A 22,878-nucleotide genomic window follows, 5' to 3' on the forward strand; every position below is an offset into this window, starting at 1 on the left:
CCTCACGCGCATTTTCCGCGACACGAAAGCATCCGCGACGTCATGGCCGGGCTTGTCCCGGCCATCCACGCGGCACAAGAACGTGGATGGCCGGGACAGGCCCGGGCATGACGACCTTCTGCATGTTTGATGCCATCACGCGCCCGCCGCGTTCCTCGCGATCACGTTGCGATAGAAACTCGCGCTGAGTTTTGGCGTTCGCACCTGGGTGTCGAAATTGACGTGGTAGAGCCCGAAGCGCTTGTTGAGGCCGAACACCCATTCGAAATTGTCGAGCAGGCTCCAGAGGAAATAACCGCGCACCGGCACGCCTTCCGCGGTGGCACGCTGAAGCTGGGCCAGATAGTTGCGCAGATACATGATGCGCTCGGTGTCGTAGATCTTGCCGTCGGGCGTGACCTGATCCTCGCCGGAGGCACCGTTCTCGGTGATATAGATCGCATCGGTCTTCCAGATCTTTGCCGCGAGCTTCGGCACCCAATAGATCGTCTCGGGGCCGACGCGCAGCCAATCCGAATTCATGTGCGGAAAGGATTTCGGGATCGGCAGCGGCATGAAGCCCGCGCCCTGGTCGGAGGCGACGATATAATGTTGCGGCGCGTAGATGTTGAGGCCGAGGAAGTCGACCGGTGAGCCGATGACCTTCAACTCCGCGTCGGTGTATTTCGGCGCATCGGCGCCTGCATATTTCAGGAATGCGTCGGTGTAGCGGCCCGTCATGATGACGTTGAGATAGCCGGCGTTCAGCTCGCGCAGCGCGATCTCGGTGGCGCGGACGTTCTCGGGCGTGTCGATCGCGGGAATGCAGGCGTCAATGTTCTCGGCAGGTCCGACGCGCGTGCCGCGGCGGCCATGGGCGCGCACCGCCTGCACGGCGAGACCATGCGCGAGTGCGCTGTTGTGCCTGATCTGGTTCACGTCGGCCTGCGGCAGCGTCAGGCCGGGCGCATCGATGCCGATGCCGTAGCCGAAATAGACGAAGCGGCCGCTCTCGTTCAACGTGAACACGTTCCCGACGCGATCGGTGAGATGCTCGGCGACATAGGCCGCGTAATCGCCGAAGATCTTGCAGGTCTCGGTCGACCGCCAGCCGCCAAAGCGATCCTGCAATGATTGCGGCAGGTCCCAGTGATAAAGCGTCAGCCACGGCTCGATGCCGTTCTTCAGGAGCTCGTCGATCAGGCGATTGTAGAAGTCGAGTCCCCCAGGGTTCGGCTTGCCGTCACCATCAGGGAACACCCGCGGCCAGGCCACCGAGAAACGATAGGCTTTGCAGCCGAGCTCCTTGATCAGCGCAATGTCGTCCTTGTAGCGATGATAATGCTCAACGGCGCGATCGCCATTGGTGCCGTCCTCGATCTTGCCGGGGATGCGGACGAACTTGTCCCAGATCGAGACCCCTCGCCCGTCCTCATCGACCGCACCCTCGACCTGATAGGACGAGGTCGCTGTACCCCAGAGGAAGGCCGGCGGAAAACTACTCCCGCTGCGCGGCGCCGCTGCCGGCTTGGCCTCGACCATTTCAAGGGGACTTGCGATTCCTGCTGCGGAGAGTCCCGCGACTTTCGCGAACTGGCGACGCGAGACCTTGTCCGACATTGATGCTGCCCCGAAAAGATTGATGCGGCGGCACAATGACGGCGCGCAGGCGGTTTGAGAAGCGCCGGCGCCGAGATTTGTTGATGCGGAATTGCGCTGTCCCGACCCGCGATATCGAAGCAGGCGCGATGGCTTCCTCGCTCAGCGCGAGCGCCTCGGCAGCTTTGGCAGCTTGGCGGGATTGAACGCCGGGACCTCCGCGGTCCGTTCGGGCGCGGCCGGCTGTTCCGCCAGAATGAGCGTTCCCTGGAGGACGACTCCCCGCGCCTGCGCGGCCGTCGCCGTGTAGGTTGCGATCTTGCCGGGGCACGTGCCCTCGATGTCCAGCGTAAGTTCATCATAGACGCCGAACACCGTGTCACGTCCTTCGGTGTGACGCTTCGTCGACACGGTCGCGGTGAAGCGGTCGCCATCGAGCTCCAGGGAGCCGTGATACGTCATCAGGCTGTCACGGCCCCAGATTTGGCCATCGGCGACATGGACAATGCCGGTGCCCTGGTCGAATGGCGTCTTGTACCACGCCGCGTAGGTCCCGTCCCTCAGCATGGGGCCGTCTCCCCTGGTCTCGCTACGCCAATTCATCCGCACGATCGGCGCTAAAGCCCGGTTAATGACCGGGCCCGTACGAATCCGGTACCTCTGGCCTCAAGTTCCCTGGACATGTTCGGGAGGATGACGCCGAAGAGGCGAACTTCGAGGGGACTTCGCGCGAACAACGCCTGCTGTTGCACGCTCGACGTGCTTTTGCTACGGTTGAGGTACGCGCCTCATTTCACCTCATGGGCCGGCCGGTGACCCGCCCTTGCCGCAAAGTTGCGGATCGGCGTCCGACCTGTGCGTCCAGTGAGGGGGATGAGGCATGTGCCCGGTTCGGGCTGAAGCAGAGTTGGCCTTCATGAAGGGCCGACCGCCAAAGGGGAGGATGGTAATGAAGCGTCTCTTGCTCGCAGGTGTATCTGTCGCGTTCGCGATGTCTCTGGGCCTCGGCTCGGTCGATGCGGCGGACAAGAAGGTTCTGGCCTTCGTCGTCAACGGCGCGTCCGACTTCTGGAAGATCGCGGAAGCCGGCGTGAAGAAGGCCCAGGGCGAACTGCCCAACTACAATCTTCAGCTCAAATATCCGGAACAGGCCGCCGCGGCCGTCCAGCAGCGCATGATGGACGACCTCGTCGCCGCCGGTGCCGCCGGCATCATGGTCAGCGCGGTCGATCCGAAGAACCAGGTCGAGCATCTCAACAAGATCGCTTCGCAGACGCTGCTGTTCACCACCGACAGCGACGCGCCGAACTCGAAGCGCATCGCCTATATCGGCTCGTCCAACGTCGACCTCGGCAAGGACGCCGGCAAGCTGATGCTGAAGGCGCTGCCGAACGGCGGCAAGTGCGTCGGCTTCGTCGGCCTGCCCGGCGCCGACAACGCCCGCGAGCGCATCGAGGGCGTCAAGGAGACCATCAAGGGTTCCAAGGTCGAGCTGGTCGACGTTCGCGGCGACGAGATCGATCAGACCCGCGCCAAGCGCAACGTCGAGGACATCCTGGCCGCCATGCCCGACGTGAGCTGCCTGGTCGGCTTCTACTCCTACAACACCCCGCGCATCTATGAAGTGCTGAAGGAGGCCGGCAAGCTCGGCAAGATCCAGATCATCGGCTTCGACGAGGATCCGATCACGCTGGGCGGCGTCAAGGAAGGCGCTATCGCCGGCACCGTCGTGCAGCAGCCGTTCGAGTGGGGCTATCAAGGCATGAAGCTGATGGCGAAGTACATCGAGGGCGACAAGTCCGGCGTACCCGCGGGCGGCATCATCATCGTGCCCGGCAAGGTCATCGACAAGAGCAATGTCGACGACTTCATGGCCTCGATGAAGGCGATGCTCAAGAAGTAGGAGACGCGCGGGCGTTGCCCGCAGCCTTCAATGACTGAGCCGTTTCTCGAACTCGTCGACATCAGCAAGAGCTATCCCGGCGTGGTCGCACTCGACCACGTCGGCCTTGCCGTGTCGCCGGGCGAGGTGATCGCGCTGATCGGCGAGAACGGCGCCGGCAAGTCGACCTTGATGAAGGTGCTCGGCGGCGTGGTCGAGCCGAGTGGCGGCCGCATCCGCGTCGACGGCGTCGAGCGCAGCGCGCTGACGGTGGCCGAGGCGATCGCCGCGGGCATCGCCTTCGTCCATCAGGAGCTCAACCTGTTCGACAATCTCGACGTGGCCGGCAACGTCTTCATCGGCCGCGAGCCCGTGCATGGCGGGCCGCTGCGGCTGATCGACCGCAAGGCGCTCTACGCCAGGACGCAGCCGCTGCTCGACCGCCTAGGTGCCGATTTCGCGCCGGACGCGCCGCTCGCCGAGCTGTCGCTGGCCCAGCGCCAGCTCGTCGAGATCATGAAGGCGCTGTCGCTCGATGCGCGCCTTGTCATCATGGACGAGCCGACATCGAGCCTGACCCTGTCCGAGACCGACCGCCTGATGCGGGTCATCGCGGCCCTGAGGGGCCACGGCGTCAGCATCATCTTCATCACCCATCGCCTCAACGAGGTGATGCAATGCGCCGACCGCGCGGTGGTGTTGCGCGACGGACGCATGGTCGGCGCGCTGACCCGTGCCGAGCTTTCGCCGGCCGCGATGATCCGCCTGATGATCGGGCGCGACCTCAAATCGCTCTACGTGCCGCCGGCCGCCCCGCCCGGCGAAGCCGTGCTCGACATCGTCGAGGCCGTGACCGACACCTATCCGGAGCGCACGGTGAGCCTTTCGGTTCGCCGCGGCGAGATTTTGGGGCTGGCCGGCCTCGTCGGCTCCGGCCGGACCGAACTGGCGCGGGCCGTTTTTGGCGTCGATCCGCTCCGGGGCGGCGCGATCAAGCTGAACGGCGAAGCCATCCGCGTGACCAACCCGCGCGCGGCGATCGACCATGGCATCTACCTGATCCCGGAGGACCGCAAGGGCTGCGGGCTGCTGCTCGACGTGTCGATCGCCGAGAACATTTCGCTGCCGGATCTGGCGTCCTATCTGCGCTTCCTCCTCGTGAACACCGCGCAGGAGACCAAGAACGCCCGGGTCCAGCGCGAGCAGCTCAAGATCCGCGCGCCTGACGTTGCAACCGCTGTCGGCTCGCTGTCCGGCGGCAATCAGCAGAAGGTCGTGCTGGCGAAATGGCTGTCGATGCGGCCCAAGGTGCTGATCTTCGACGAGCCGACGCGCGGCGTCGACGTCGGCGCCAAGCAGGAGATCTACGAGATGCTGCGCCGGCTGACCGACGCCGGCGTCGCCATCCTGATGATTTCGAGCGACATGGAAGAGGTGATCGGGGTCAGCGACCGGATCGCCGTCATGCACGAGGGCGCGATCTCGGGGTTCCTTGATCGCAGCCAGTTCAGCGAGCACAACGTGCTCCAGTTGGCCGTCGGCCACGCGGTTTGAGATGAGGGTGCCTTGAACAAGAAAGATCTGAGCCTGCTGGTCCTGATCCTCGTCGTCGGCGCGGTGGTGGCCTTCATCAATCCGCGTTTCCTCTATGTCGGCAATCTCTCCAACACGCTGAACCAGGTCGGGATGTTCGGCATCTTCTCGATCGCGGAAGCCTTTGTCATCATCATCGGCGGGATCGAGCTCTCGGTCGGATCGGTGATCGCCCTGCTCGGCGTTCTCTTCATCGACCTCATCGTCAATCACGACGTCAACTGGATGCTCGCCGTGGCCGCGATCATCGCGAGCGGCCTCGTGATCGGCCTCGTGCACGGCGCGCTGGTCACGCGGATGCATATCCAGCCGTTCGTGGTGACGCTGTGCGGGCTTCTGATCTATCGCGGCGCGGCGCGCTATTACACCGAGGACGCGACCGCCGGCTTCGGCTTCGGCGCCAGCTTCCCGACGCTGGAATGGCTGACCGCGGGCCGCACCAATCTGCTGGGCTTTCCCGTCCCGCACAGCATCGTGGCGCTGATTGTCGTTGCCGCCATTGCGTGGGTGCTGCTGCATCGCTCGGTGTTCGGCCGCTATCTCTACGCGGTCGGCAAGAACGAGGAGGCCGCGCGCTATTCGGGCATCCGCTCCGAACGCGTGATGGTTTCGGCCTATGTCATCTGCGGCGGGCTGACCGCGTTTGCCGCGATCCTGTTCGCGATGTACACCCGCTCGATCTCGCCGGCCGTGCACGGCTCGTTCTACGAGCTCTATGCCATCGCCGCGGCCGTGCTCGGCGGCTGCTCCTTGCGCGGCGGCGAAGGCTCAATCGTCGGCGTCGTGCTCGGCACCGTGCTGCTGCAGGTGCTGCAGAACCTCGTCAATCTCCTGGGCATCCCGAGCTCGCTGAATTTCGCCGTGATGGGCGCGGTGATCCTGATCGGCGTGCTCGCCGACCAGTATCTCGTCCAGCGCCGGCAGCGCGTGAGCGCGGCCAAGGGCCGGACCCAGGCAAGCCTCACGGCTGCCCCGCTCGAGGGGTGAGGTGGCGTGAGCTCAAAACAACCCCATGCACAGTAGCCGGGGATAGCAAAATTAATGGCTTGATGCGCAACGCGATCGGGATGACCAATCATCGCGCATGAGCTCGTTGTTCGAGCACAATATTTCCGAAAAACAGAATACCGCTTGTTCCGTCGGGCAAAACAGGCGTATGATGGCATCATCAGGGACTGCGGGTCCCGATCATGTGCTAACGTCCCTCCGCAAGCCCCGCGAGCGTCATCGCTGCTCTGAGTTCATGCACCGTCGCTGTTCCCGCGCCGGCAGCCCGGAACGCCAGAGGAGCCGGATTCAGCGGAAGCCGCGTCACGTTGGCCGGGCCGCGCGGCGGCTCGTATATCATCGCCTGGCTTGCGCCGAATGGAATCCGATCGAGCTGCCGAATGGCGCTGCGCATCTCGCGGAGTCCGGCATTCAGAGGCATGGCAAGGGGCGGCTGATCGGACCAGACGCCGAGCGCGCGGGCCGCATCCGGCAACCCGGCTCCAGTCTGCCAGGGATGACCGACGGGCTGCGCCGTATCCTTCAGAATCTGGAACAGCCGTTCGACCCGGTGGGCGTCCTTGGCGATGAAGGTGCCCTTGAAGTCGGCGTGGTCGGCGAGGATCAAGGCTGCAAGCGCGGCAACGTGAGCAGCTGCGAGCGAGGTGCCGTCGCAGACGGCGTAGCCGCCCGGCGACTGGCAGGTAATGACTGCAACACCGGGCGAGCACAGGTCGAGTTCGGGCCCGCGGCAGGAAAACGGCGGTACGAACAACCCCCCCGCCGCCGCAGTGGCAGCTGCGGCCTGCGCCGCCTGCGGACTGTCTTCCGGGAAGCTTCCCATCCGTCCGACAGCGCCGACTGCCATGACATGCGGGGAACAGGCCGGAAACAGTACGCCCGCTCCGGAGTTGCCGGCAGCGGCGATGATGCTGACGCCTTGCTGCTTGGCCATGGCAATGCGCTGCTCGACCAGCACGGAGCCGCGCTGACAACCGACTCCAACGCACGCCACGTCGATACTGTTTTGCAGGCAATAATCGAGCGCCGCGATCAGGTCGCTGCAACGGGCATCAGTTGGAAGCTTGTAAACATGCAGCTCGCTGTCCGGGGCATAGCCACGGATACCGTGATCTGCCTGCGCAGCCGCACGGATGATGCCCGCGCAAGGCGTGCCGTGGCCAGTGACGTCATTCGACCATGAGCGTTCTTCGCCACCCCTGGCATCGATACCGTGATTGATGTCAGCCAATTGCTTGTGGCTGGTCGCCACGCCGCTGTCGATGAGAGCGACCTTGACGTCAGCGCCGCGGCATTGGTTTGGAATCTGATCGAAGCGCATCGCTTCGCCGCCCCAATCCAGCCCGCCAGGGAGCGCCAACGGTTTCAGGGTGAGGGTATTCACCGCATCGGCCTCGATATTGGGCTGCTGTTGCCACACGCCCCAATGGCCGGAGCGCGGGCTCACGAATACGGCGGCGATTGTTTCCGGCACTTCGTCCTGCAGCGTCAGAACGACGCTGCCATCACCATCCGTTCGTCCCTGCACTGACGCCTGCTCGCCGACGAGCTGCACAGCTGCTTGTTCGACCGGCGCACCTGCTTCGCTGAGGACCCGGATGGTCACCTTCAAGTCCGGCCCGAGTGCGGTCATCGTCGTGGCCGCCGGGATGAAAGAGGAGGCCGGGCGGACAAAGGATGCAGCTCTCAGATGGCCGTCCGGCTCGATGATCAGGCTGCCGGCCGTGGAGCGGCGCAAGGCGGCGGCGGCTTCGTCAGGCATGCGCACGATCGCAATTGGCGGACCACTGACGCCGCGCTGGTCATGGGTCCACAGGATGTTGCCGAACTGGTTGAGTTGTTCGGCCAGGGTTTGAGCGCTGACACCGGGGCCCGCTGGGGCGATCATATATTGAGTGCTGCGCACTGGTTTACGTCGATTGTCGCTTGAGGTCGGTCGCGCATCATCTGGGCTTATTGCCATGGCGTCGCCTCCGATTTCAGTGGATGGAAGATTGCGTGCGATCCATCGAAGCCTGCCGCAGCACCGGAAGGCGGGGATCGGCTGCGCGGGCGGCTTCGATCGCGCGATAGGCGAAATAGATCAGGTTGAAGGCCTGTGCAAAATCCCGCTCGGTAAACTTATTGGCTGCCTGGGTGACGATCGAGACGCAGTTTTCGAGGCCCGCATGCTGTGCCGCGTTGGCCTCCAGATAGGCAGAGAGCGAACGTAATGATTCTGCGATCATGTCTCCGATCATGCTTTCCGCGGCCTGATGATCGAGCACCGGGTTCGGCATCGGGAAGGTGCCGGGCGCGGTTCGGAACGGCTGCTCGAACCCTTGCGACTGCAGGCGCAGGAGCAGCGGCATCAAATTGCTGAGCAGGCCCACGAGCTGCTGAATGTCTGAGGAGTGGCGCTGTGACGATGCGGCGGAGGGATTGGAATCCGACATGAGGGTTCTCCTTCGGAGGATGCGCTGCGCGACCGCCGCTTCTGGCGGCGGTCGCGCCTTAGTGCGCGGTCAGATCATCCGCTGCTGGCCGTAGGCCTGGAGGTTACCGATGACCTGCGGAATGACGCCGATCAGCTGGCGGGTGATGTCGGCGACATCCTGCTGCGTCAGTTGCCGCTGCTGGCCAAAGCTGGTCTGAGCACCGCCGAATGCCGCCTGGAACTGCGGTGCACCGAACTGGGTGCCCCACATCTGCGTGGGCTGAGTTTGCGTTGGATAGCCGAGGCCAAATTGACCGAGGCCGCCGAATTGCCCCTGACCGGGACCGCCATGCATGGCCGAATGCTGCATTTGGGGCTGGCTTTGCAGCATTCCCACGATCTGCGGCACGATGGGCAGGATCTGCCGCACGACCTCGCTCACATCTTGCGGACTTAGCTGCCGCGGCGCCTGGCCGTAGGCCGCATAGCCTATGCCGGCGAACGGGTTCTGAGCTTGCGCGAGAATCTGAGGCAACGCCGGTATCAATTGCCGCACGACCTCACTCACGTCCTGCTGCGACAGCTGGCGCTGTTGTCCGCCCCATTGCTGGCCCCAGCCCGTTTGCCCGCCCCAGCCGGGGCCATATCCAAACGCGCCAAAGGTCGGCTGACCGCCGAACTGACCATGTTGCTGTCCATAGGCCGCCTGGCCCAATCCAAGGCCGCCGCCTCCATATTGCTGGCCGCCTTGCGAACCGAATGCTCCCAAGCCCCATTGTTGCGGCCCGAATTGTCCGAATGGCGAACCATGCGCGAGGTTCTGTTGCAGGGTATCGTAATAGGTCATCGCTTGCCTCCTTGCGATGGTTGGTGCCCTCAGCCCAAAACCCTTCCAAGAATTCTTCCAAGAATCCTTCCAAGAATGCTGCGAAGGCCGGTCGCACACGCGACCTCTTCGCCGGCAATAGCGATCCGTCGCGCCGGTGCGACGGCGCTGGACCTTCGAGTTCAAATGTTTGGTACGGATGTCTCAGCCGCAAGCGATGTCGCCCGCATGGAAGGCGCGAGTTGCGTCCCCGACGAAGTGACAAGCCGACGGTAGGAAATTTTTGAGCGGCAAAATGAAGCCGTCGAGAGATGTGGAGCGGATTTTCCTCACCGGCATGGTGGCCGATGATGTATCGCTTATGTCTTACGTCCGCTCATACGCTAGGCAATTACGCTGGTGCCTCCCCGGTACTGTAATGAGCAGAGACGCGAAAAACGCACTCACGTCAAAATAGTTTCGCGAAAGCGCGGCGATATTTTGGCAGCAATCAAACTCCGCAAAAATTTCAAGCCGGGATTTTCGTCAGCACTCTTTGCCTGGTCAACGAGCCTTCCGATGTGCATCGGCATCAACTTCAGCGAATGCAGCGATGCCGATTCAACGTGCTTTAGTACGCGAGGTTGAGCAAGGTGCCGACGCGCTCGGAGGTGGCGGGATGGCTGCGCAGCAAGCGTGCCGGATCATTCACAAATGCGGACGTGCGACTTGGCGCAGAGCCAATGTGATGGCGCTCGAGCTTGTCGAGCGCGGCGATGAGCGCTCGCGAATCGCCGGTGAGCTCGAGCGCCGTTGCATCCGCATCCATTTCACGCACGCGCGACAGCGCAAGTCCGAGCAGCTGGCCGAGAGCCGGGGCTGCGCTCAGCAGCGTCGCCAATGGCTGGCTTGATGTCATGCCAGTGAGATGATGGCTGCTTCGCAGCCGCGCGAGACCGGCGAGCGAGGTCCAGTCGATCGCGCGTCGCAACGCCGTCGCCCAGCCCATCGTCCAGGCGTCATTGTTGCGGATATGAGCGACTTCATGGGCCAATATCCCGGCAACTTCGTCGCGCGTCATGCCGCGCAGCAGGCCTTCGGTCAGCACGATGGCGCTGCGTTCCGGTCCACCAAGCGCATAGGCATTCATGTCGCGCGGTGCCGGCAGGCAATAGAGATCCGGCAATCGCACGAGGCCGGCCCGGCTGCAAACCCTTGTCAGAATGGCGAACAGGTCCGGCACCTCGGCGTGGGACAGCAGGTTGGCGCCGAACCAGCGATACATGTTCTCGCGCGAGATGATCGTTTCGTCGGGACGGGGCGTGCTTCCCATGAGCGCCCGCTGCATTCCCTCGGCCCCACCGACGATCCAGCCGCACACGGCGAGCAGCAACGTCATTGAAAGGATCGCCAATTGGGATGATTGATGGTTCGCAGCCTGATGGGCGTGCCGCCGATGCCGCAACCGCCACTGGTCTTTCGGGCTCAGCTCGATCCTGCATCGCAGGAAGATGCCCGGCTCTCCCGACGGCCAATGCATTTCCACGCTGACGGTAGGGCCGCACCGCAAAACGCGCAGCATCTCTCGCGGTGCATGTCGCACCAAGGCGAACGAAATGCCCGGTGTGAAGCCGACAACGACATCATGGCCGTGCCGATCACCACGCAACGCTATCGGGCTTACGCCAGCGTGAATCACCGTTGTCCCCCTTGTACACTGTCCCCTTGTGCACGCTCAAAGCGAAAGGATATGGATCTCACAGTGCGCTGTCATGCCAGTTTCATGCCGAAGTCCCGGTATCCACAAGGATCGATCTGCCCCGGTGAAAGCGTCACAGGAACCGGGTTCCTGTTCAAGATAAACGATGGTTTGGTCATGCGCTTCGGATGCTACTGCGGCGGCGGTCGCCGCCGGTGACGGCATAGGACGGTCACGAGCCCGGGCCATCCCCTGTCCAGCGATTTGTGAGCGCGCGCACCGGCAAACTCGGCAACGAACAAAAGGATGCCAGACAGGATGATGAGGACGGGCGGATGCCTAGAACGTCACCCGCATTCCCGCATAGAACGCGCGCGGCCTTGCCGGGCTCAGCGAGCGCGGGTCGGTGAAGGGGTTGCCGCCGCTCGTGAAGTTCGGCAGAGCGCCGGTGTCGAAGAACTGGCCGTAGGTCGCGTATCTGACGTCGAAGACGTTGTCGACCTTGCCGTAGAGCTGGACGTTTCTGGTGACCTGGTAGGAGGTGTGCAGGTTGCCGACCGTGTAGGACGGCAGCTTGGAATATTGGTTGGATTCGTCGCCGACGAGGTATTGGCTGGAGACGAACAGCGCGACGCCGCCGACCTTCCACGCGTCGGTCACGGCATAGTCGACACCGACCTTGACACGGTGGCGCGGGATCGCGGGGATCTGGTTGCCTGGCAAGACGTGGATGTGGCCGTCCGCATCGGCGAACGGGCTGTTCGAGCCGAGCGTCAATGGATCGAGGAAGCGGGCATCAATGAAGGTGTAGCTGGCCTGGAACTGAAGCGCCTGCGACTTGATGTCGACCTCGGCCTCCAGCCCCTGCCGCCGTGTCCGGCCGACATTGCTGAAATAGCCAAATCCGGTTCGATCAGGGACCGGGACGGCCAGGATGTCGTCATAGTTGGTGGCGCGAAAGGCGCCGAGCTTCCAGCCGAGTGTGCCGATGTTCAGCTCCTTAGCTCCGCGCAGGCCCGCTTCGACCGTCTTGGACACGACCTGCTTCAACGACGGGTCGGAGACCAGAAACGCTGCGATGAGACAGGGATTGTGCGGATCGGCGCAGCCGAGCTCGAGTGGCGTCGGCACGCGGTTGGCCTCGGAATAGCCGGCATAGGCGGTCAGCTCCGAATTGATCTTGTAGGTGCCGCCGATCACCGGATTGAACCTTGTGTAGGTGGTGTCGCCGTTGAGCGCGGTGCCGAGCTGGTCCTCCAGCGAGATGCGCGCCACGTTGAAGCGGCCTCCGCCTGTGATCGCGAAGGCATCCGTCACGTTGAACGTATCGGTCGCATACAGGCCGTTATATTGATTGACCGTCCGCAGCGAGACGGGACCGGCAAGCCCGGTCGCGTTCGTGCCTGATGGCCCGAGGAAGACGCCGCTGCCAGTCACGACATAGTTCTCTCCGATCGAGCCGATCTCCGCCATGGCATCGTAGCGCGTGGTGCTGGCATCATAGCTCGTGCCGATCACGAAGCGGTTCTCGTGCCCGAACAATTGATCGGTGTTGGTGGCCTGCCCCGAGACGCCAAGGCTGGTCGAGCGTATCGAGCTGCGGTCGATCTCGCCAAGAATCGTGCCCGGCGCAAAGGGATTGCCGAGCTGGACGCCATTGGTGCCGTTCGCGGGCGTTGCACCGTCGCCGAAGCACAGCAGCGTCGCGTCCGCCGTGCACTCCTCGACGTTGGTTGGATTGCCGTCGACGACCTTTTGCTCGTAGCGGCGCAGATGCGCGGTGCCTTCCAGCGTCCAGGTCGGCGTCGCATCGGCCTTGGCCGTGAGGTTGAGATAGCCGACGCGGTTGGAGCTGGTCTGCGGTGTCGTGTAGGTCGCGCCCCAATAATTGTTCAGCAGCTCGGCCGGCACGGTGGCGTTGGCGCCGAAATCGTTCTTGGCAGCTCCGACATTGACGTGGAATTCGCTGTCCCCCTTGATGTAGCCGACGTCGCTGTAGAAGCGCCGTACATCCGATTGGGAGAAGTTGCGGAAACCATTGTCGTGCAGGCCTTCGAGCGCGGCGTAGACGCCGTAGTTCTGGTCGACCTGCTTGCCCCATTGTGCCGAGCCCTGGATGCGGCCGAACGAGCCGCCCATCACATCGAGCTCTGCGCCTTGATAGGTGAAGCCGTCCTTCATTTGCAGATTGATCGCGCCCCCGAGCGCGTTGAGGCCGAAGGCGGGATTGTTGGTCACCAGCGTCGCCGACCTGATCGCCGCAGTCGGGATCAGGTCCCAGTTGACGGCGTCCGAGAACGCTTCGTTGATGCGCACGCCGTTCTGGTACACGGCGAGGCCTTGCGGCGTGCCTGTCACGGGCGAGGCGACAAAGCCGCGAAACTCGACATTGGGCTGGAACGGGTTGCCGGTGACCTCGCTGATGCTGACGCCGGCGATGTTGTCGCGGAGCGCATCGGTGACGTTGAGCGAGCCGGTGCGCTTGATCTGGCCCGCATCGACCGCGTTGATCGCCGACGGAACCTTGTCGACGTCGAGACCCCTGCCGGTGCCGGGCGCGGTCGGATAGACGTAGATCCGGCCAGTGCTCCTCGGCTTGCCTGCGTTCGCAGCTGTCCGCGCGACGCGGCGCGCCGGCGCGCGACGCGCGACCGGCTGCGGCGCCACCACCTCGACCGCCGGCAGATTCTGGACGTTGGTCTCCTCGTCCTGCGCGGCGCGCGCGCCGGTCGCGAGAACGAATCCCGACATCAGACCTGATGAGACCGAGGCCAACAAGAGACCTCGCGTGTGTCCAGCCCAGCGCATTCCCATCGTCCCACCCGTAACCACCGGCTGTTTTCATGTTCGCCTGATGGTTTGAGGCGAGTGTAATCGGCGGCACCTGATGCACTAGCCACAAAAGGTCGTAGGCTATCCGCACCCATTTTCCCGACGGAATCGGGAATTATTCCCGATCGGGAATTTTCCTGCTCGAACCGGGCGCGATCAGGCCGCCGCGGTTGGAACCAATGCTTCCACAGTGACGCCACCCTCGCCCGAGGCCACGTTGAGCGTGCCACCGAGCGCCAGGATGCGCTCGCGCATGCCGACAAGGCCGAAGCCAAGCTTCTGGCCAGGCTCCATGCCGCGGCCGTTGTCGCTGACCCGCACACGCGCGCAGCAGCGACCATCGCGGCCCGGCTGCTCCGCGGGCTCGATCACCACCTCGATCGCAGTCGCGCCGGCGTGGCGGAACGCGTTGGTGAGCGCCTCCTGCACGACGCGATAGATGGTGAGGTCGGCCGTCTCGCCGATGACGCCGAGCGCGGGCGAGATCGTGGTCTCGATGGTGACGTCGGGATGCGACTCCCGCCACAGCCGCGACAGCGATTCCAGCGCCTTGCCGAGGCCTAGCTCGGCAAGGCCGACCGGCCGCAACCGCTCCAGGACACGCCGCGTGAACTGCTGCAGCGCGTTGATCTGCTCCAGCAGCGCGCCGCCGTGCTTTCGCACGGCGTCTGCGCTCGGGGCCCGGCCATCGGCTAGCTTCGCCAGCGCGCTGGCATGGGCGCGCAGCGAGAACAGATACGGCCCGAACTCGTCATGCAGCTCGCGCGCGATCTCCTTGCGCTCGACATCCTGGAGCGACACCGCGCGCTCGGCAAGGCGTCGCTTGTCCTCGACCGCCTCGCCGAGTGTCGCCGCCAGATGATTAAGCCTGGTGCAGATCGCAGCCAACTCAGGCGCGCCACCGGGTGCAACGCGTGCACCGTAGTCGCCGCCCTCGAGCTCGCCCATGGTCTGCGCCAGGGACTGCAGCGGCGCAAGCGCCCGGCCGACAACTGTCATCATCACCAGGAACAGCACCAGCGCGATCACCGAGCCGACCTCGAGCTGGGTGACGATGGCATCCCAGATCTCGGCGATCTCGTCATTGGGATGCGAGGTGATCACCAGCGAGCCGGGCTTGCCATGAACCGTAACAGGCACGCTGACGGCGGTTTGCTCGGGATGAACCAGGCTGACGAACCAGGCCGGCGGCCCCGATGGATCGTCATCCGCATCGGACCGCGGTGGTGTCAGCGGGTTACCGCCGGCATCGCGAAGCGCGATGCTGACGTGACGCAGACGGTTCAGATCGTGCGCGATCTGGTTCAGCCTCGCATCGGGATCCGGCGCCTCGTTGAGATCGGCAACGATCATCTCGATGAATTCGCGCGCCAGCCGGATCACGCTCTGGTCCTCGGCCTGCACGCGCGGCCCCGCTTCCGCGACCTGGCGGGCGATGTTGACCGCGAGCCCGAGGGCAAGCAGCAGCGCCAGCAGAAGGTTGATGCGCCCACGCAAGGAAAGATTTTGCCACATTGCTTTCGCCCGTACCCGCTGCGGATCGCTCGCGCCTGCCCAACAACGTTGACAGGGGCGAAGCGCCCGATATCTAATCGGAAACGTACAGCAATCCCGGCGGGGTTGCATGGGCCGACAAGCTTTCTGGTTCGGCATCATGCGGCGCGGAATCGCGAAACTCACGCGAAATCGCGAAACTAAAGCGTCCGGCGCTGTCGCGGGGAACGCCTATGCGCATTCTGATCGTCGACGATCATCCCATTGTCGCCTCCGGCTGCCGCGCCGTGCTGGCCGACGAAGGCGAGGTCGAGATCCTGGAGGCCGCCGACGCCGAGGATGGCGAGAGCGTCTTCATCGTCGAGCGCCCCGACCTCTGCATCATCGACATCAATTTGCCGACTGTCTCCGGCTTCGAGCTGGCGCGCCGCATCCTCGGGCACGCGCCGGAGGCCCGCATCATCATGTTCAGCATGAACGACGACCCCGCCTTCGCCGCGCGCGCGATCGAATGCGGCGCCAGGGGCTACGTCTCCAAGACCGGCGATCCTGATGATCTCGTCGAGGCCATCCGCGCCGTCGGCGCTGGCGGAACTTACTTGCCGAGTGCGATCGCGCGCAGCATCGCCTTCGCGGGGCCCGCACTGGCGCAGAGCCCGCTGTCGAAGCTGAACGCGCGCGAGATGGAGATCTTGCGGCTGCTCAGCGCCGGAAAAAGCCTGTCGGAAATCGCCTGGCTGGTGCAATCGTCCTACAAGACGGTCGCCAACACCTCCTCGATCATGCGGCAGAAGCTGGGGGTGAAGACCTCGGTCGAGCTGGTACGGCTGGCGATCGACAGCGGCGTCGCCTGAACGCGCGCCACAAACTTTGGTCACACACGCATTGCATTCTCGATGTGGCGAGATGCCACGGAGCTATCAGGCATGACGATCCAGACTGTCTCGACCAACAGGTCCCATGGCGGCGTGCAGGGCGTATATCGCCATGCAAGTTCGGCGACCGGAACCGACATGGTGTTCTCGGTCTATGTTCCCCCGCATGCGGAAGGCGCCAAGCTGCCCGTGGTCTGGTATCTCTCCGGCCTCACCTGCACCCATGCCAACGTCACCGAGAAAGGCGAATTCCGCAAAGCCTGCGCCGAGCTCGGCCTGATCTTCGTCGCCCCCGACACCTCGCCGCGCGGCCCCGACGTGCCTGGTGATCCGAACAATGCCTATGATTTCGGCCTGGGCGCCGGCTTCTATGTCGATGCGACGGAGGCACCGTTCGCGCGCCATTATCGCATGTGGAGCTATGTCACCGACGAATTGCCGAAGCTCGTGGCGGGACATTTTCCGGTCGATGCCAAGCGGCAGTCGATCATGGGCCATTCCATGGGCGGCCACGGCGCGCTGACCGTGGCGCTGCGCAACCCGCACCGCTACCGCGCGACAAGCGCCTTCGCCCCGATCGTGGCGCCATCACAGGTGCCGTGGGGCATCAAGGCGCTGACCTTCTATCTCGGTCCGAACAAGGAGGCCTGGCGCAGCCATGACACCGTGGCGCTGATCGAGGACGGCGCAAAGTTTTCCGGCTTCCTTGTCGATGTCGGCGAGGCCGACAATTTCCTGAAGGAGCAGCTCAAGCCCGAGCTGCTGCAGGCGGCTTGCACCAAGGCCAACATCCCGCTGACGCTGCGGCGGCAGCCGGGCTACGACCACAGCTACTATTTCATCTCGACCTTCATGAGCGAGCATCTGCATTGGCATGCGGAGCGGCTGAAGGGGTGAGGTCTTTTCTTCTCCCCCTTGTGATGAGGGGTATATCTCCGCAACCGCAGCATCGTAGGGTGGGCAAAGCGACTTGTCCGCCGTAGCTCGGAGAGTGAAGGCGGAAGCATGCCCACGATTTGTCCCGAACCATCGACCGATCGTGGGCACGGCGCAAGTGCGCCTTTGCCCACCCTACGATCCCCCACTCGCTGAGAATATCCTACTAGGGCTTGCCGTAGTTCGGCGCCAACAGGCGGTTGCGGATCAGATAGCTCATCGTGCGCGTCCAGGATTCATCGGTGTTGCCGCGCATGTCGGCGCTGGCAGCCGTGATCATGTTGCCGGTCTTCACGTCACGCAGGTAAATGTTGAGATTGATGATCAGGTTCGAGACCTTCTGCACCATGCCTGTGATCTCGAGGTCTGCGCCCAGCTGTCCGGCAAGCTTGAGGTCGCAGCCGCCGCAGGCCTGCAGATTGCTGTGACGGGCCGCATCCCTGACCGGCGCGATATCGAGCACCTGGAACTTGCCTGAATCCGCCAGCTCCTTGCGGAGTTGCTCGCTGATACGATCGAGCCGCGCCTCTTCCGGCTTGGAGCCGTAGAACTCGCCGGGCAGGCTGGTGTCGATCAGCTCGAAATCGAACACGGCAAGCTTTGGCGGCTCGGCGGCTGCCTGCGATCCCATCAGCAGCAAAGCTGCGAAACATATCAGCGCTCGCATGATCGTGATTCCGATCCTCGTGTCGCGACGACCAAATGCGGGGTTGCAAGCCCGGCCAAATCGGTCATGCTTGAACAGAAACAATTCTCCATCGGCGGTCAAGCCGGGGAGGAGGTTGCGGAGGAAGCATGATCCGATGGTTGCTCGGCCCGATCGGCCTGTGTCTGGCAGCGGCGCAGGCGCTCGCGGCCGACTCTGTGACGATCGGCGTCGGCTATCTCGGTTTAGCCGGCACCAGGTCGACGCTCTCGCTGGTCGAGCAGCCGGCCGAGAATGACGGCGTCGCCGGCGCCAAGCTCGCGATCGAGGACAACAACACGACAGGAAAATTCCTCGGCCAGCGCTTCACGCTGGAGGAGCACCGCATCAGGGAGGGCGAAGATCCGGTCCAGGCTGCGACTGCGCTCGCCGAGCACAACGGTTTCATTGTCGCCGCCCTGCCGGCCGATGCGCTGCTGAAAGTGGCCGATGCCTTGCGCGATCGCGGCACGCTGCTGTTCAACGCCAGCGCCATCGACGAGCGGCTGCGCGAGGCCGATTGCCGCGCCAATGTGATCCACACCGCGCCGACGCGGTCGATGCTGGCGGATGCACTTGGCCAGTACCTGGTGTGGAAGAAATGGTCGCGCTGGCTGCTGGTGGTCGGCTCGCATGACGAGGACAAGCTCTATGCCGATGCGCTGCGGCGTGCGGCTGCACGGTTCGGCGCCAAGATCGTGCAGGAGCGCACATTTGAAGACACCGGCGGCGCGCGCCGCACGGATAGCGGCGTCACGCTGATCCAGCGGCAGATGCCGGTGTTCACGCAACAGGCACCTGCCTATGACGTGCTTGTCGCTGCGGATGAAAGCGAGGTGTTCGCCGCCTATCTGCCCTATCGCACCTGGGATCCCCGCCCCGTCGCCGGCTCGGCCGGCCTCGTGCCGCGCAGCTGGGATGCGGCGCAGGACCAATGGGGCGCGACGCAGATGCAGAACCGCTTCATGAAGCTGAACGCGCGCCGCATGACCGCGCTCGACATGCAGGCCTGGACCGCGGTGCGCATGATTGGCGAAGCCACCTCGCGGACCAATTCCGCCGACGTCAAGAAAGTCACCGACTTCATCAAGGGACCGAATTTCGAGGTCGCCGCGTTCAAGGGCACAAGGCTGACGCTGCGCGACTGGAATCTGCAGCTGCGGCAGCCGATCCTGCTGGTCGACGGCCGCATGGTGGTGTCGGTGTCGCCGCAGGAAGGGTTTCTGCACCAGGTCTCCGAGCTCGACACGCTCGGCTACGATCGCCCGGAGAGCAAATGCAAGCTGAAATGAGGATGCGGATGTTGCGTGCGGGATTGCTGTCCGGACTGGTGCTTGTCGCAGCGCCCGCGCACGCCTTCATCGCCTATGTCTCGAACGAGAAAAGCAACACGGTGTCTGTCATCGACACCGACAGCTGGACCGTCACAAAGACCGTCAAGGTCGGCCAGCGGCCCCGCGGCATCGAGTTCACGCGCGACGGCAAGTTCGTGATGGTCGCGGTCGGCGACGACGACACTATCCAGCTGATCGACGCCAGGACGCAAGCCGTGGTGGACACGCTGCCCTCCGGCCCCGACCCTGAATTGTTCACCCAGGATGCCGCCGGCAGGACGCTCTATGTCGCCAACGAGAACGACAACACGGTGACCGTGATCGACCTCGAGAAGCGCGCCCGCCTCGGCGATATTCAGGTCGGCGTCGAGCCCGAGGGCATGACCATCAGCCCTGATGGCAAGACCCTGATCAACACATCCGAGACGACCAACATGGCGCATTTCATCGATACGGCCTCGCGCCAGATCGTCGCCAACGTGCTGGTGGATGCGCGGCCCCGCTTTGCCTGTTACAAGCGCGATGCTTCCGAATTATGGGTGTCCTCCGAGATCGGTGGTACCGTCTCGATCGTCGATCCCGGGAAGCACGAGGTGATCGGCAAGGTCACATTCGAGATTCCGGGCCTGCGGAAGGAAGCGATCCAGCCTGTTGGCATCGGCATGACCAAGGACGACAAGACCGCCTTTGTCGCGCTCGGCCCCGCGAACCGCATCGCCGTAGTCGACACCGCCACGCGCAAAGTCGCAAAATATCTGCTGGTCGGCCAGCGCGTCTGGCACATGGCCTTCACGCCGGACGAGAAATATTTGCTCACCACCAATGGCGTCTCCAACGACGTCTCCGTCATCGACGTCGCCGCGCAAAAGGTGATCAAGACCATTCAGGTGGGCGAACTGCCCTGGGGCATCACGATCGCGCCAGGGATCGCACCATGACCAGCCCCGCTCCTGTTTCCGAACCGCGCCAGACGCCACGGCCCGATCCCGCCGCGGTACCGGCGCTGTCGATCGACGGTGTCGGCCATTCCTACGGCCAGCGCCGGGCGCTGACGGACGTCTCCTTCGACGTACAGCCCGCAAGCTTCACCGCCCTGCTCGGGCTCAACGGCGCCGGCAAGAGCACGCTGTTCTCGCTGATCACGCGGCTGTTCGGCATTCAGACCGGCCGCATCGGCATCTTCGGCCACGACATCAGCAAGAGCCCCGGCGAGGCGCTGCGCCTGCTCGGCGTCGTGTTCCAGCCGCGCACGCTCGATCTCGACCTCTCGCTGACGCAAAACCTGCTCTATCACGCGGCGCTCCACGGCATCATCAGGCGCGAGGCGGCGGCGCGCAGCGCCGAGCTGCTCGCGCGCATTGGCCTCAGCGAGCGTGCCGGCAGCAAGGTGCGCGATCTCTCCGGCGGCCAGATGCGGCGGCTGGAGATCGCCCGCGCGCTGCTGCACCGACCGCGACTGCTGCTGCTGGACGAGCCGACCGTCGGGCTAGATGTCAAGGCGCGGGCCGACATCATCAGCCATGTCCGTCAGCTCGTGAGCGAGCAAGGCATCGGCGTGCTCTGGGCCACGCATCTGTTCGACGAGATCATGCCCGGTGACGACCTCGTGGTGCTGCACCAGGGCAAGGTGCTGGCGCAAGGACCGATGGGCCGTGTCATCACCGAGGCCGGCGCACAGGACGTCAACACCGCCTTCATGCGCCTGACCGGCGCGCAGATGATGCCGGGAGGCGGCGCATGAGCAGCATCACCACGCGCGAGGCGCCGCGCGGCTTCTCGTTACAGGAGTACATGACCTGTCTGACCGGCATTGTCTGGCGCGAGGGCCTGCGCTTCCTGCATCAGCGCGAGCGCTTCGTCTCGGCCTTGGTGCGGCCGCTGGTATGGCTGTTCATCTTCGCTGCCGGCTTCCGCCAGGTGCTCGGCATCTCCATCATCCCGCCCTATGAGACCTACATCCTCTACGAGGTCTTCATCGCGCCCGGGCTGATGGCGATGATCCAGCTGTTCAACGGCATGCAGTCCTCGCTCTCGATGGTCTATGACCGCGAGATGGGCAATATGCGCACGCTGCTGGTGAGCCCGTTGCCGCGCGGCTTCCTGTTGTTCTGCAAGCTGCTCGCGGGCACGGCGGTGTCGCTGCTCCAGGTCTATGCGTTCCTGATCATCGCCTGGTTCTGGGATATCACCCCGCCTCCGATCGGTTACCTCACCGTGCTGCCGGCGCTGATCCTGTCAGGGCTGATGCTGGGCTCGCTCGGCATGTTGATCTCTTCCGGCATCAAGCAGCTCGAGAACTTTGCCGGCGTGATGAACTTCGTCATCTTCCCGATGTTCTTTGCGTCATCCGCGCTGTACCCGCTCTGGCGGGTGCAGGAGGGCAGCCCCTATCTTTACTATATCTGCCAGGCCAACCCGTTCACCCATGCGGTGGAGCTGATCCGCTTCGCGCTGTATGGGCAGATCAACTGGATCTCGCTCGCCGTGGTCGGAGCTTGCACAATCGTCTTCATGATCGGCGCGATTTTCGCCTATGATCCCTCGCGCGGGCTGGCCCGGCGCGGACCTGCGGGAGGCGAAGGATGATGGTTCGAGCCCTTGCCTTGGCGGTGCTTGCGTTCGCTGTCTCCACGGCGGCGCGCGCCGCCGATCCGCGCTATCCCAACTGGCCATGTGCGCAGGCCAAGGTTCCGGAGATTTCGCTGGCCGCGGTCTGGGCCGGTCCCGAGCTCGGTGACGCCGAGAGCAAGTGGAAGGACGACAGCAAGATCAGCGCGCTGGTCGCCAAGCTCGCGGCGCGCAAGACGCCGCTGGAGGAGGCCGAGAAGTCGGTGAAGGAGTTCCTGGCCGGCTCCGCCGACAAGACCGCGAACGCAAAGCTGCTGTTCGCCGGCTTGTTCGACACGCTCAACGCCCAGCGATCCCAGGTCATGAGCGGGCTTGAACGCGTCAGCCGCAAGCAGCGCGAGGCCGCCGACAAGATCCGCGAGGAGACCATCCAGCTCCAGGCCCTCCAGGACGCAACGCCCCGCGACGACGCCAAGGTTGACGCCATGAGCAACCAGCTGATCTGGGAGACCCGCATTTTCGAGGACCGCCGCAAGGTGGTGCGCTTCGTCTGCGAGGTTCCGACTGCGATCGACCAGCGCCTGTTCGCGCTCGGCCGGGTGATCCAGCAGGAAATGGAATAGCGTCAGGCCTGCTGACGGCTTTCATAAAAGTTCCCGCGATATCAGTGCGATCGTTAATGTTTGCCGCGCTATCTGCCGGAACCAAATCCATCTAGGATGGCTTGTCCCGTGAATCTAAACGCCGGGAGGCCTCGATGGGAACAGCAAAATTCATTTTCGCAGGCGCTGCGGCCATCACCGTGCTCGCAACAAGCGCCTTTGCTGACGACAAGACCGGAATGGTCACCAGCATCAACAGGCTCAACAATACGATCTCGATCCAGGAGATGCAGAAGGGCACGGTCGGCGGCAGTGCCGGCGGCGCCGGGGCGCTTCAACAGTACAAGGCCAAGGATGCCGCGATGCTGGATGCCGTCCATGCCGGCGACAGGGTGACGTACACCGCGACCGACGCCGACGGGGCGAGCACGCTGACGAAGTTGCAGAAGCAGTAGGGCGATTCCCACACCGTCATTGCGAGCCAACGGGTCCGCGCGAAGCGCGGCCCGATGACAGGCTGCGCGAAGCAATCCAGAGTCCCCGCCGCGGAAAGATTCTGGATTGCTTCGCT

At 64.0% G+C, this 22,878-nt stretch carries 20 protein-coding genes; 11 read left to right on the forward strand and 9 right to left on the reverse strand.

What is annotated here, in order from left to right:
• Window positions 1-135: 135 nt before the first annotated feature.
• Window positions 136-1,599, reverse strand: a complete 1,464-nt coding sequence (locus HYH07_RS02920) for a GH1 family beta-glucosidase (RefSeq protein WP_220001042.1) — start codon at window positions 1,597-1,599, stop codon at window positions 136-138.
• A 141-nt stretch (window positions 1,600-1,740) separates the two neighbouring features.
• Window positions 1,741-2,145, reverse strand: coding sequence for a hypothetical protein (locus HYH07_RS02925; protein ID WP_220001043.1), 405 nt, complete (start codon window positions 2,143-2,145; stop codon window positions 1,741-1,743).
• Between the two features lie 382 nt (window positions 2,146-2,527).
• Between HYH07_RS02925 and HYH07_RS02930 the strand changes: the two genes are divergently transcribed.
• Genes HYH07_RS02930 through HYH07_RS02940 form a run of 3 tightly spaced genes read left to right on the forward strand, consistent with a single transcriptional unit; the run spans window position 2,528 to window position 6,040 of the window.
• Complete coding sequence (locus HYH07_RS02930; RefSeq protein ID WP_057750794.1) at window positions 2,528-3,481, forward strand: sugar-binding protein; 954 nt, start codon at window positions 2,528-2,530, stop codon at window positions 3,479-3,481.
• 30 nt (window positions 3,482-3,511) lie between these two features.
• Window positions 3,512-5,014: a sugar ABC transporter ATP-binding protein gene (locus tag HYH07_RS02935; protein ID WP_220001044.1), complete on the forward strand. Its 1,503-nt coding sequence runs from the start codon at window positions 3,512-3,514 to the stop codon at window positions 5,012-5,014.
• A gap of 12 nt (window positions 5,015-5,026) precedes the next feature.
• Window positions 5,027-6,040: an ABC transporter permease gene (locus HYH07_RS02940; RefSeq protein WP_220001045.1), complete on the forward strand. Its 1,014-nt coding sequence runs from the start codon at window positions 5,027-5,029 to the stop codon at window positions 6,038-6,040.
• A 208-nt stretch (window positions 6,041-6,248) separates the two neighbouring features.
• Here the strand turns inward: HYH07_RS02940 and HYH07_RS02945 are convergent, their stop codons facing one another.
• The 6 genes from HYH07_RS02945 to HYH07_RS02970 all read right to left on the reverse strand — a co-directional run bounded on the left by HYH07_RS02945 (window position 6,249) and on the right by HYH07_RS02970 (window position 15,328).
• Window positions 6,249-7,949, reverse strand: coding sequence for a S8 family serine peptidase (locus HYH07_RS02945; RefSeq protein WP_220001046.1), 1,701 nt, complete (start codon window positions 7,947-7,949; stop codon window positions 6,249-6,251).
• A 91-nt stretch (window positions 7,950-8,040) separates the two neighbouring features.
• The gene (locus tag HYH07_RS02950; protein WP_220001047.1) at window positions 8,041-8,433 is read right to left on the reverse strand and encodes a hypothetical protein; all 393 of its coding nucleotides are present in this window, start codon (window positions 8,431-8,433) and stop codon (window positions 8,041-8,043) included.
• 132 nt (window positions 8,434-8,565) lie between these two features.
• Entirely contained in the window at window positions 8,566-9,324 is a 759-nt protein-coding gene (locus tag HYH07_RS02955; protein ID WP_220001048.1) for a hypothetical protein, read from the reverse strand.
• Window positions 9,325-9,913: 589 nt separating this feature from the next.
• Window positions 9,914-10,681 carry a M48 family metalloprotease gene (locus HYH07_RS02960; RefSeq protein ID WP_220001049.1) on the reverse strand — a complete coding sequence of 256 codons (768 nt, stop codon included), beginning with the start codon at window positions 10,679-10,681 and terminating at the stop codon, window positions 9,914-9,916.
• Between the two features lie 639 nt (window positions 10,682-11,320).
• Window positions 11,321-13,789 carry a TonB-dependent receptor gene (locus tag HYH07_RS02965; protein ID WP_409363873.1) on the reverse strand — a complete coding sequence of 823 codons (2,469 nt, stop codon included), beginning with the start codon at window positions 13,787-13,789 and terminating at the stop codon, window positions 11,321-11,323.
• 180 nt (window positions 13,790-13,969) lie between these two features.
• Window positions 13,970-15,328: a histidine kinase gene (locus HYH07_RS02970; protein ID WP_220001051.1), complete on the reverse strand. Its 1,359-nt coding sequence runs from the start codon at window positions 15,326-15,328 to the stop codon at window positions 13,970-13,972.
• A gap of 212 nt (window positions 15,329-15,540) precedes the next feature.
• Between HYH07_RS02970 and HYH07_RS02975 the strand changes: the two genes are divergently transcribed.
• Together HYH07_RS02975 and fghA are read left to right on the forward strand one after the other, a co-directional pair.
• Window positions 15,541-16,161, forward strand: coding sequence for a response regulator transcription factor (locus HYH07_RS02975; protein WP_220001052.1), 621 nt, complete (start codon window positions 15,541-15,543; stop codon window positions 16,159-16,161).
• A gap of 72 nt (window positions 16,162-16,233) precedes the next feature.
• On the forward strand, window positions 16,234-17,079 hold the full coding sequence (gene fghA / locus HYH07_RS02980; RefSeq protein ID WP_220001053.1) for an S-formylglutathione hydrolase: 846 nt from the start codon (window positions 16,234-16,236) through the stop codon (window positions 17,077-17,079).
• Window positions 17,080-17,284: 205 nt separating this feature from the next.
• On the opposite strand, the gene HYH07_RS02985 is transcribed toward fghA, so the two are convergent.
• Complete coding sequence (locus HYH07_RS02985) at window positions 17,285-17,785, reverse strand: DUF3280 domain-containing protein (RefSeq protein WP_220001054.1); 501 nt, start codon at window positions 17,783-17,785, stop codon at window positions 17,285-17,287.
• Window positions 17,786-17,913: 128 nt separating this feature from the next.
• Here HYH07_RS02985 and HYH07_RS02990 point away from each other — a divergent pair, with 128 nt between their 5' ends.
• The 6 genes from HYH07_RS02990 (at window position 17,914) to HYH07_RS03015 (ending at window position 22,762) form a co-directional block, all read left to right on the forward strand.
• Complete coding sequence (locus tag HYH07_RS02990; RefSeq protein WP_220001055.1) at window positions 17,914-19,095, forward strand: ABC transporter substrate-binding protein; 1,182 nt, start codon at window positions 17,914-17,916, stop codon at window positions 19,093-19,095.
• The gene (locus HYH07_RS02995) at window positions 19,080-20,075 is read left to right on the forward strand and encodes a YVTN family beta-propeller repeat protein (protein WP_220001056.1); all 996 of its coding nucleotides are present in this window, start codon (window positions 19,080-19,082) and stop codon (window positions 20,073-20,075) included. The genes HYH07_RS02990 and HYH07_RS02995 overlap by 16 nt, the downstream gene beginning before the upstream one ends.
• The gene (locus HYH07_RS03000; RefSeq protein ID WP_220001057.1) at window positions 20,072-20,878 is read left to right on the forward strand and encodes an ABC transporter ATP-binding protein; all 807 of its coding nucleotides are present in this window, start codon (window positions 20,072-20,074) and stop codon (window positions 20,876-20,878) included. Before HYH07_RS02995 ends, HYH07_RS03000 begins: the two co-directional genes overlap by 4 nt.
• Entirely contained in the window at window positions 20,875-21,723 is an 849-nt protein-coding gene (locus tag HYH07_RS03005) for an ABC transporter permease (RefSeq protein ID WP_220001058.1), read from the forward strand. The genes HYH07_RS03000 and HYH07_RS03005 overlap by 4 nt, the downstream gene beginning before the upstream one ends.
• Window positions 21,720-22,328 (forward strand): hypothetical protein, encoded by a 609-nt coding sequence (locus tag HYH07_RS03010; protein WP_220001059.1) that lies wholly within the window; start codon window positions 21,720-21,722, stop codon window positions 22,326-22,328. The genes HYH07_RS03005 and HYH07_RS03010 overlap by 4 nt, the downstream gene beginning before the upstream one ends.
• 134 nt (window positions 22,329-22,462) lie before the next feature.
• Entirely contained in the window at window positions 22,463-22,762 is a 300-nt protein-coding gene (locus HYH07_RS03015) for a copper-binding protein (protein ID WP_220001060.1), read from the forward strand.
• Window positions 22,763-22,878: the final 116 nt, after the last annotated feature.

It is taken from the genome of Bradyrhizobium sp. BR 10261 (genome assembly GCF_019455395.1).
In the GTDB taxonomy this organism is placed as follows: domain Bacteria; phylum Pseudomonadota; class Alphaproteobacteria; order Rhizobiales; family Xanthobacteraceae; genus Bradyrhizobium; species Bradyrhizobium manausense.

What these genes read in the sequence shown, in the direction of transcription:
- HYH07_RS02925 (WP_220001043.1), bottom strand. Translation starts at nt 2,145, where the DNA reads ATGCTGAGGGACGGGACCTACGCGGCGTGGTACAAGACGCCATTCGAC.
- HYH07_RS02985 (WP_220001054.1), bottom strand. Translation starts at nt 17,785, where the DNA reads ATGCGAGCGCTGATATGTTTCGCAGCTTTGCTGCTGATGGGATCGCAG.
- fghA (WP_220001053.1), top strand. Translation starts at nt 16,234, where the DNA reads ATGACGATCCAGACTGTCTCGACCAACAGGTCCCATGGCGGCGTGCAG.
- HYH07_RS02955 (WP_220001048.1), bottom strand. Translation starts at nt 9,324, where the DNA reads ATGACCTATTACGATACCCTGCAACAGAACCTCGCGCATGGTTCGCCA.
- HYH07_RS03005 (WP_220001058.1), top strand. Translation starts at nt 20,875, where the DNA reads ATGAGCAGCATCACCACGCGCGAGGCGCCGCGCGGCTTCTCGTTACAG.
- HYH07_RS02930 (WP_057750794.1), top strand. Translation starts at nt 2,528, where the DNA reads ATGAAGCGTCTCTTGCTCGCAGGTGTATCTGTCGCGTTCGCGATGTCT.
- HYH07_RS02995 (WP_220001056.1), top strand. Translation starts at nt 19,080, where the DNA reads ATGCAAGCTGAAATGAGGATGCGGATGTTGCGTGCGGGATTGCTGTCC.
- HYH07_RS02920 (WP_220001042.1), bottom strand. Translation starts at nt 1,599, where the DNA reads ATGTCGGACAAGGTCTCGCGTCGCCAGTTCGCGAAAGTCGCGGGACTC.
- HYH07_RS03000 (WP_220001057.1), top strand. Translation starts at nt 20,072, where the DNA reads ATGACCAGCCCCGCTCCTGTTTCCGAACCGCGCCAGACGCCACGGCCC.
- HYH07_RS02960 (WP_220001049.1), bottom strand. Translation starts at nt 10,681, where the DNA reads ATGACGTTGCTGCTCGCCGTGTGCGGCTGGATCGTCGGTGGGGCCGAG.
- HYH07_RS03010 (WP_220001059.1), top strand. Translation starts at nt 21,720, where the DNA reads ATGATGGTTCGAGCCCTTGCCTTGGCGGTGCTTGCGTTCGCTGTCTCC.
- HYH07_RS02975 (WP_220001052.1), top strand. Translation starts at nt 15,541, where the DNA reads ATGCGCATTCTGATCGTCGACGATCATCCCATTGTCGCCTCCGGCTGC.
- HYH07_RS02990 (WP_220001055.1), top strand. Translation starts at nt 17,914, where the DNA reads ATGATCCGATGGTTGCTCGGCCCGATCGGCCTGTGTCTGGCAGCGGCG.
- HYH07_RS02965 (WP_409363873.1), bottom strand. Translation starts at nt 13,789, where the DNA reads ATGCGCTGGGCTGGACACACGCGAGGTCTCTTGTTGGCCTCGGTCTCA.
- HYH07_RS02935 (WP_220001044.1), top strand. Translation starts at nt 3,512, where the DNA reads ATGACTGAGCCGTTTCTCGAACTCGTCGACATCAGCAAGAGCTATCCC.
- HYH07_RS02970 (WP_220001051.1), bottom strand. Translation starts at nt 15,328, where the DNA reads ATGTGGCAAAATCTTTCCTTGCGTGGGCGCATCAACCTTCTGCTGGCG.
- HYH07_RS02945 (WP_220001046.1), bottom strand. Translation starts at nt 7,949, where the DNA reads ATGATCGCCCCAGCGGGCCCCGGTGTCAGCGCTCAAACCCTGGCCGAA.
- HYH07_RS03015 (WP_220001060.1), top strand. Translation starts at nt 22,463, where the DNA reads ATGGGAACAGCAAAATTCATTTTCGCAGGCGCTGCGGCCATCACCGTG.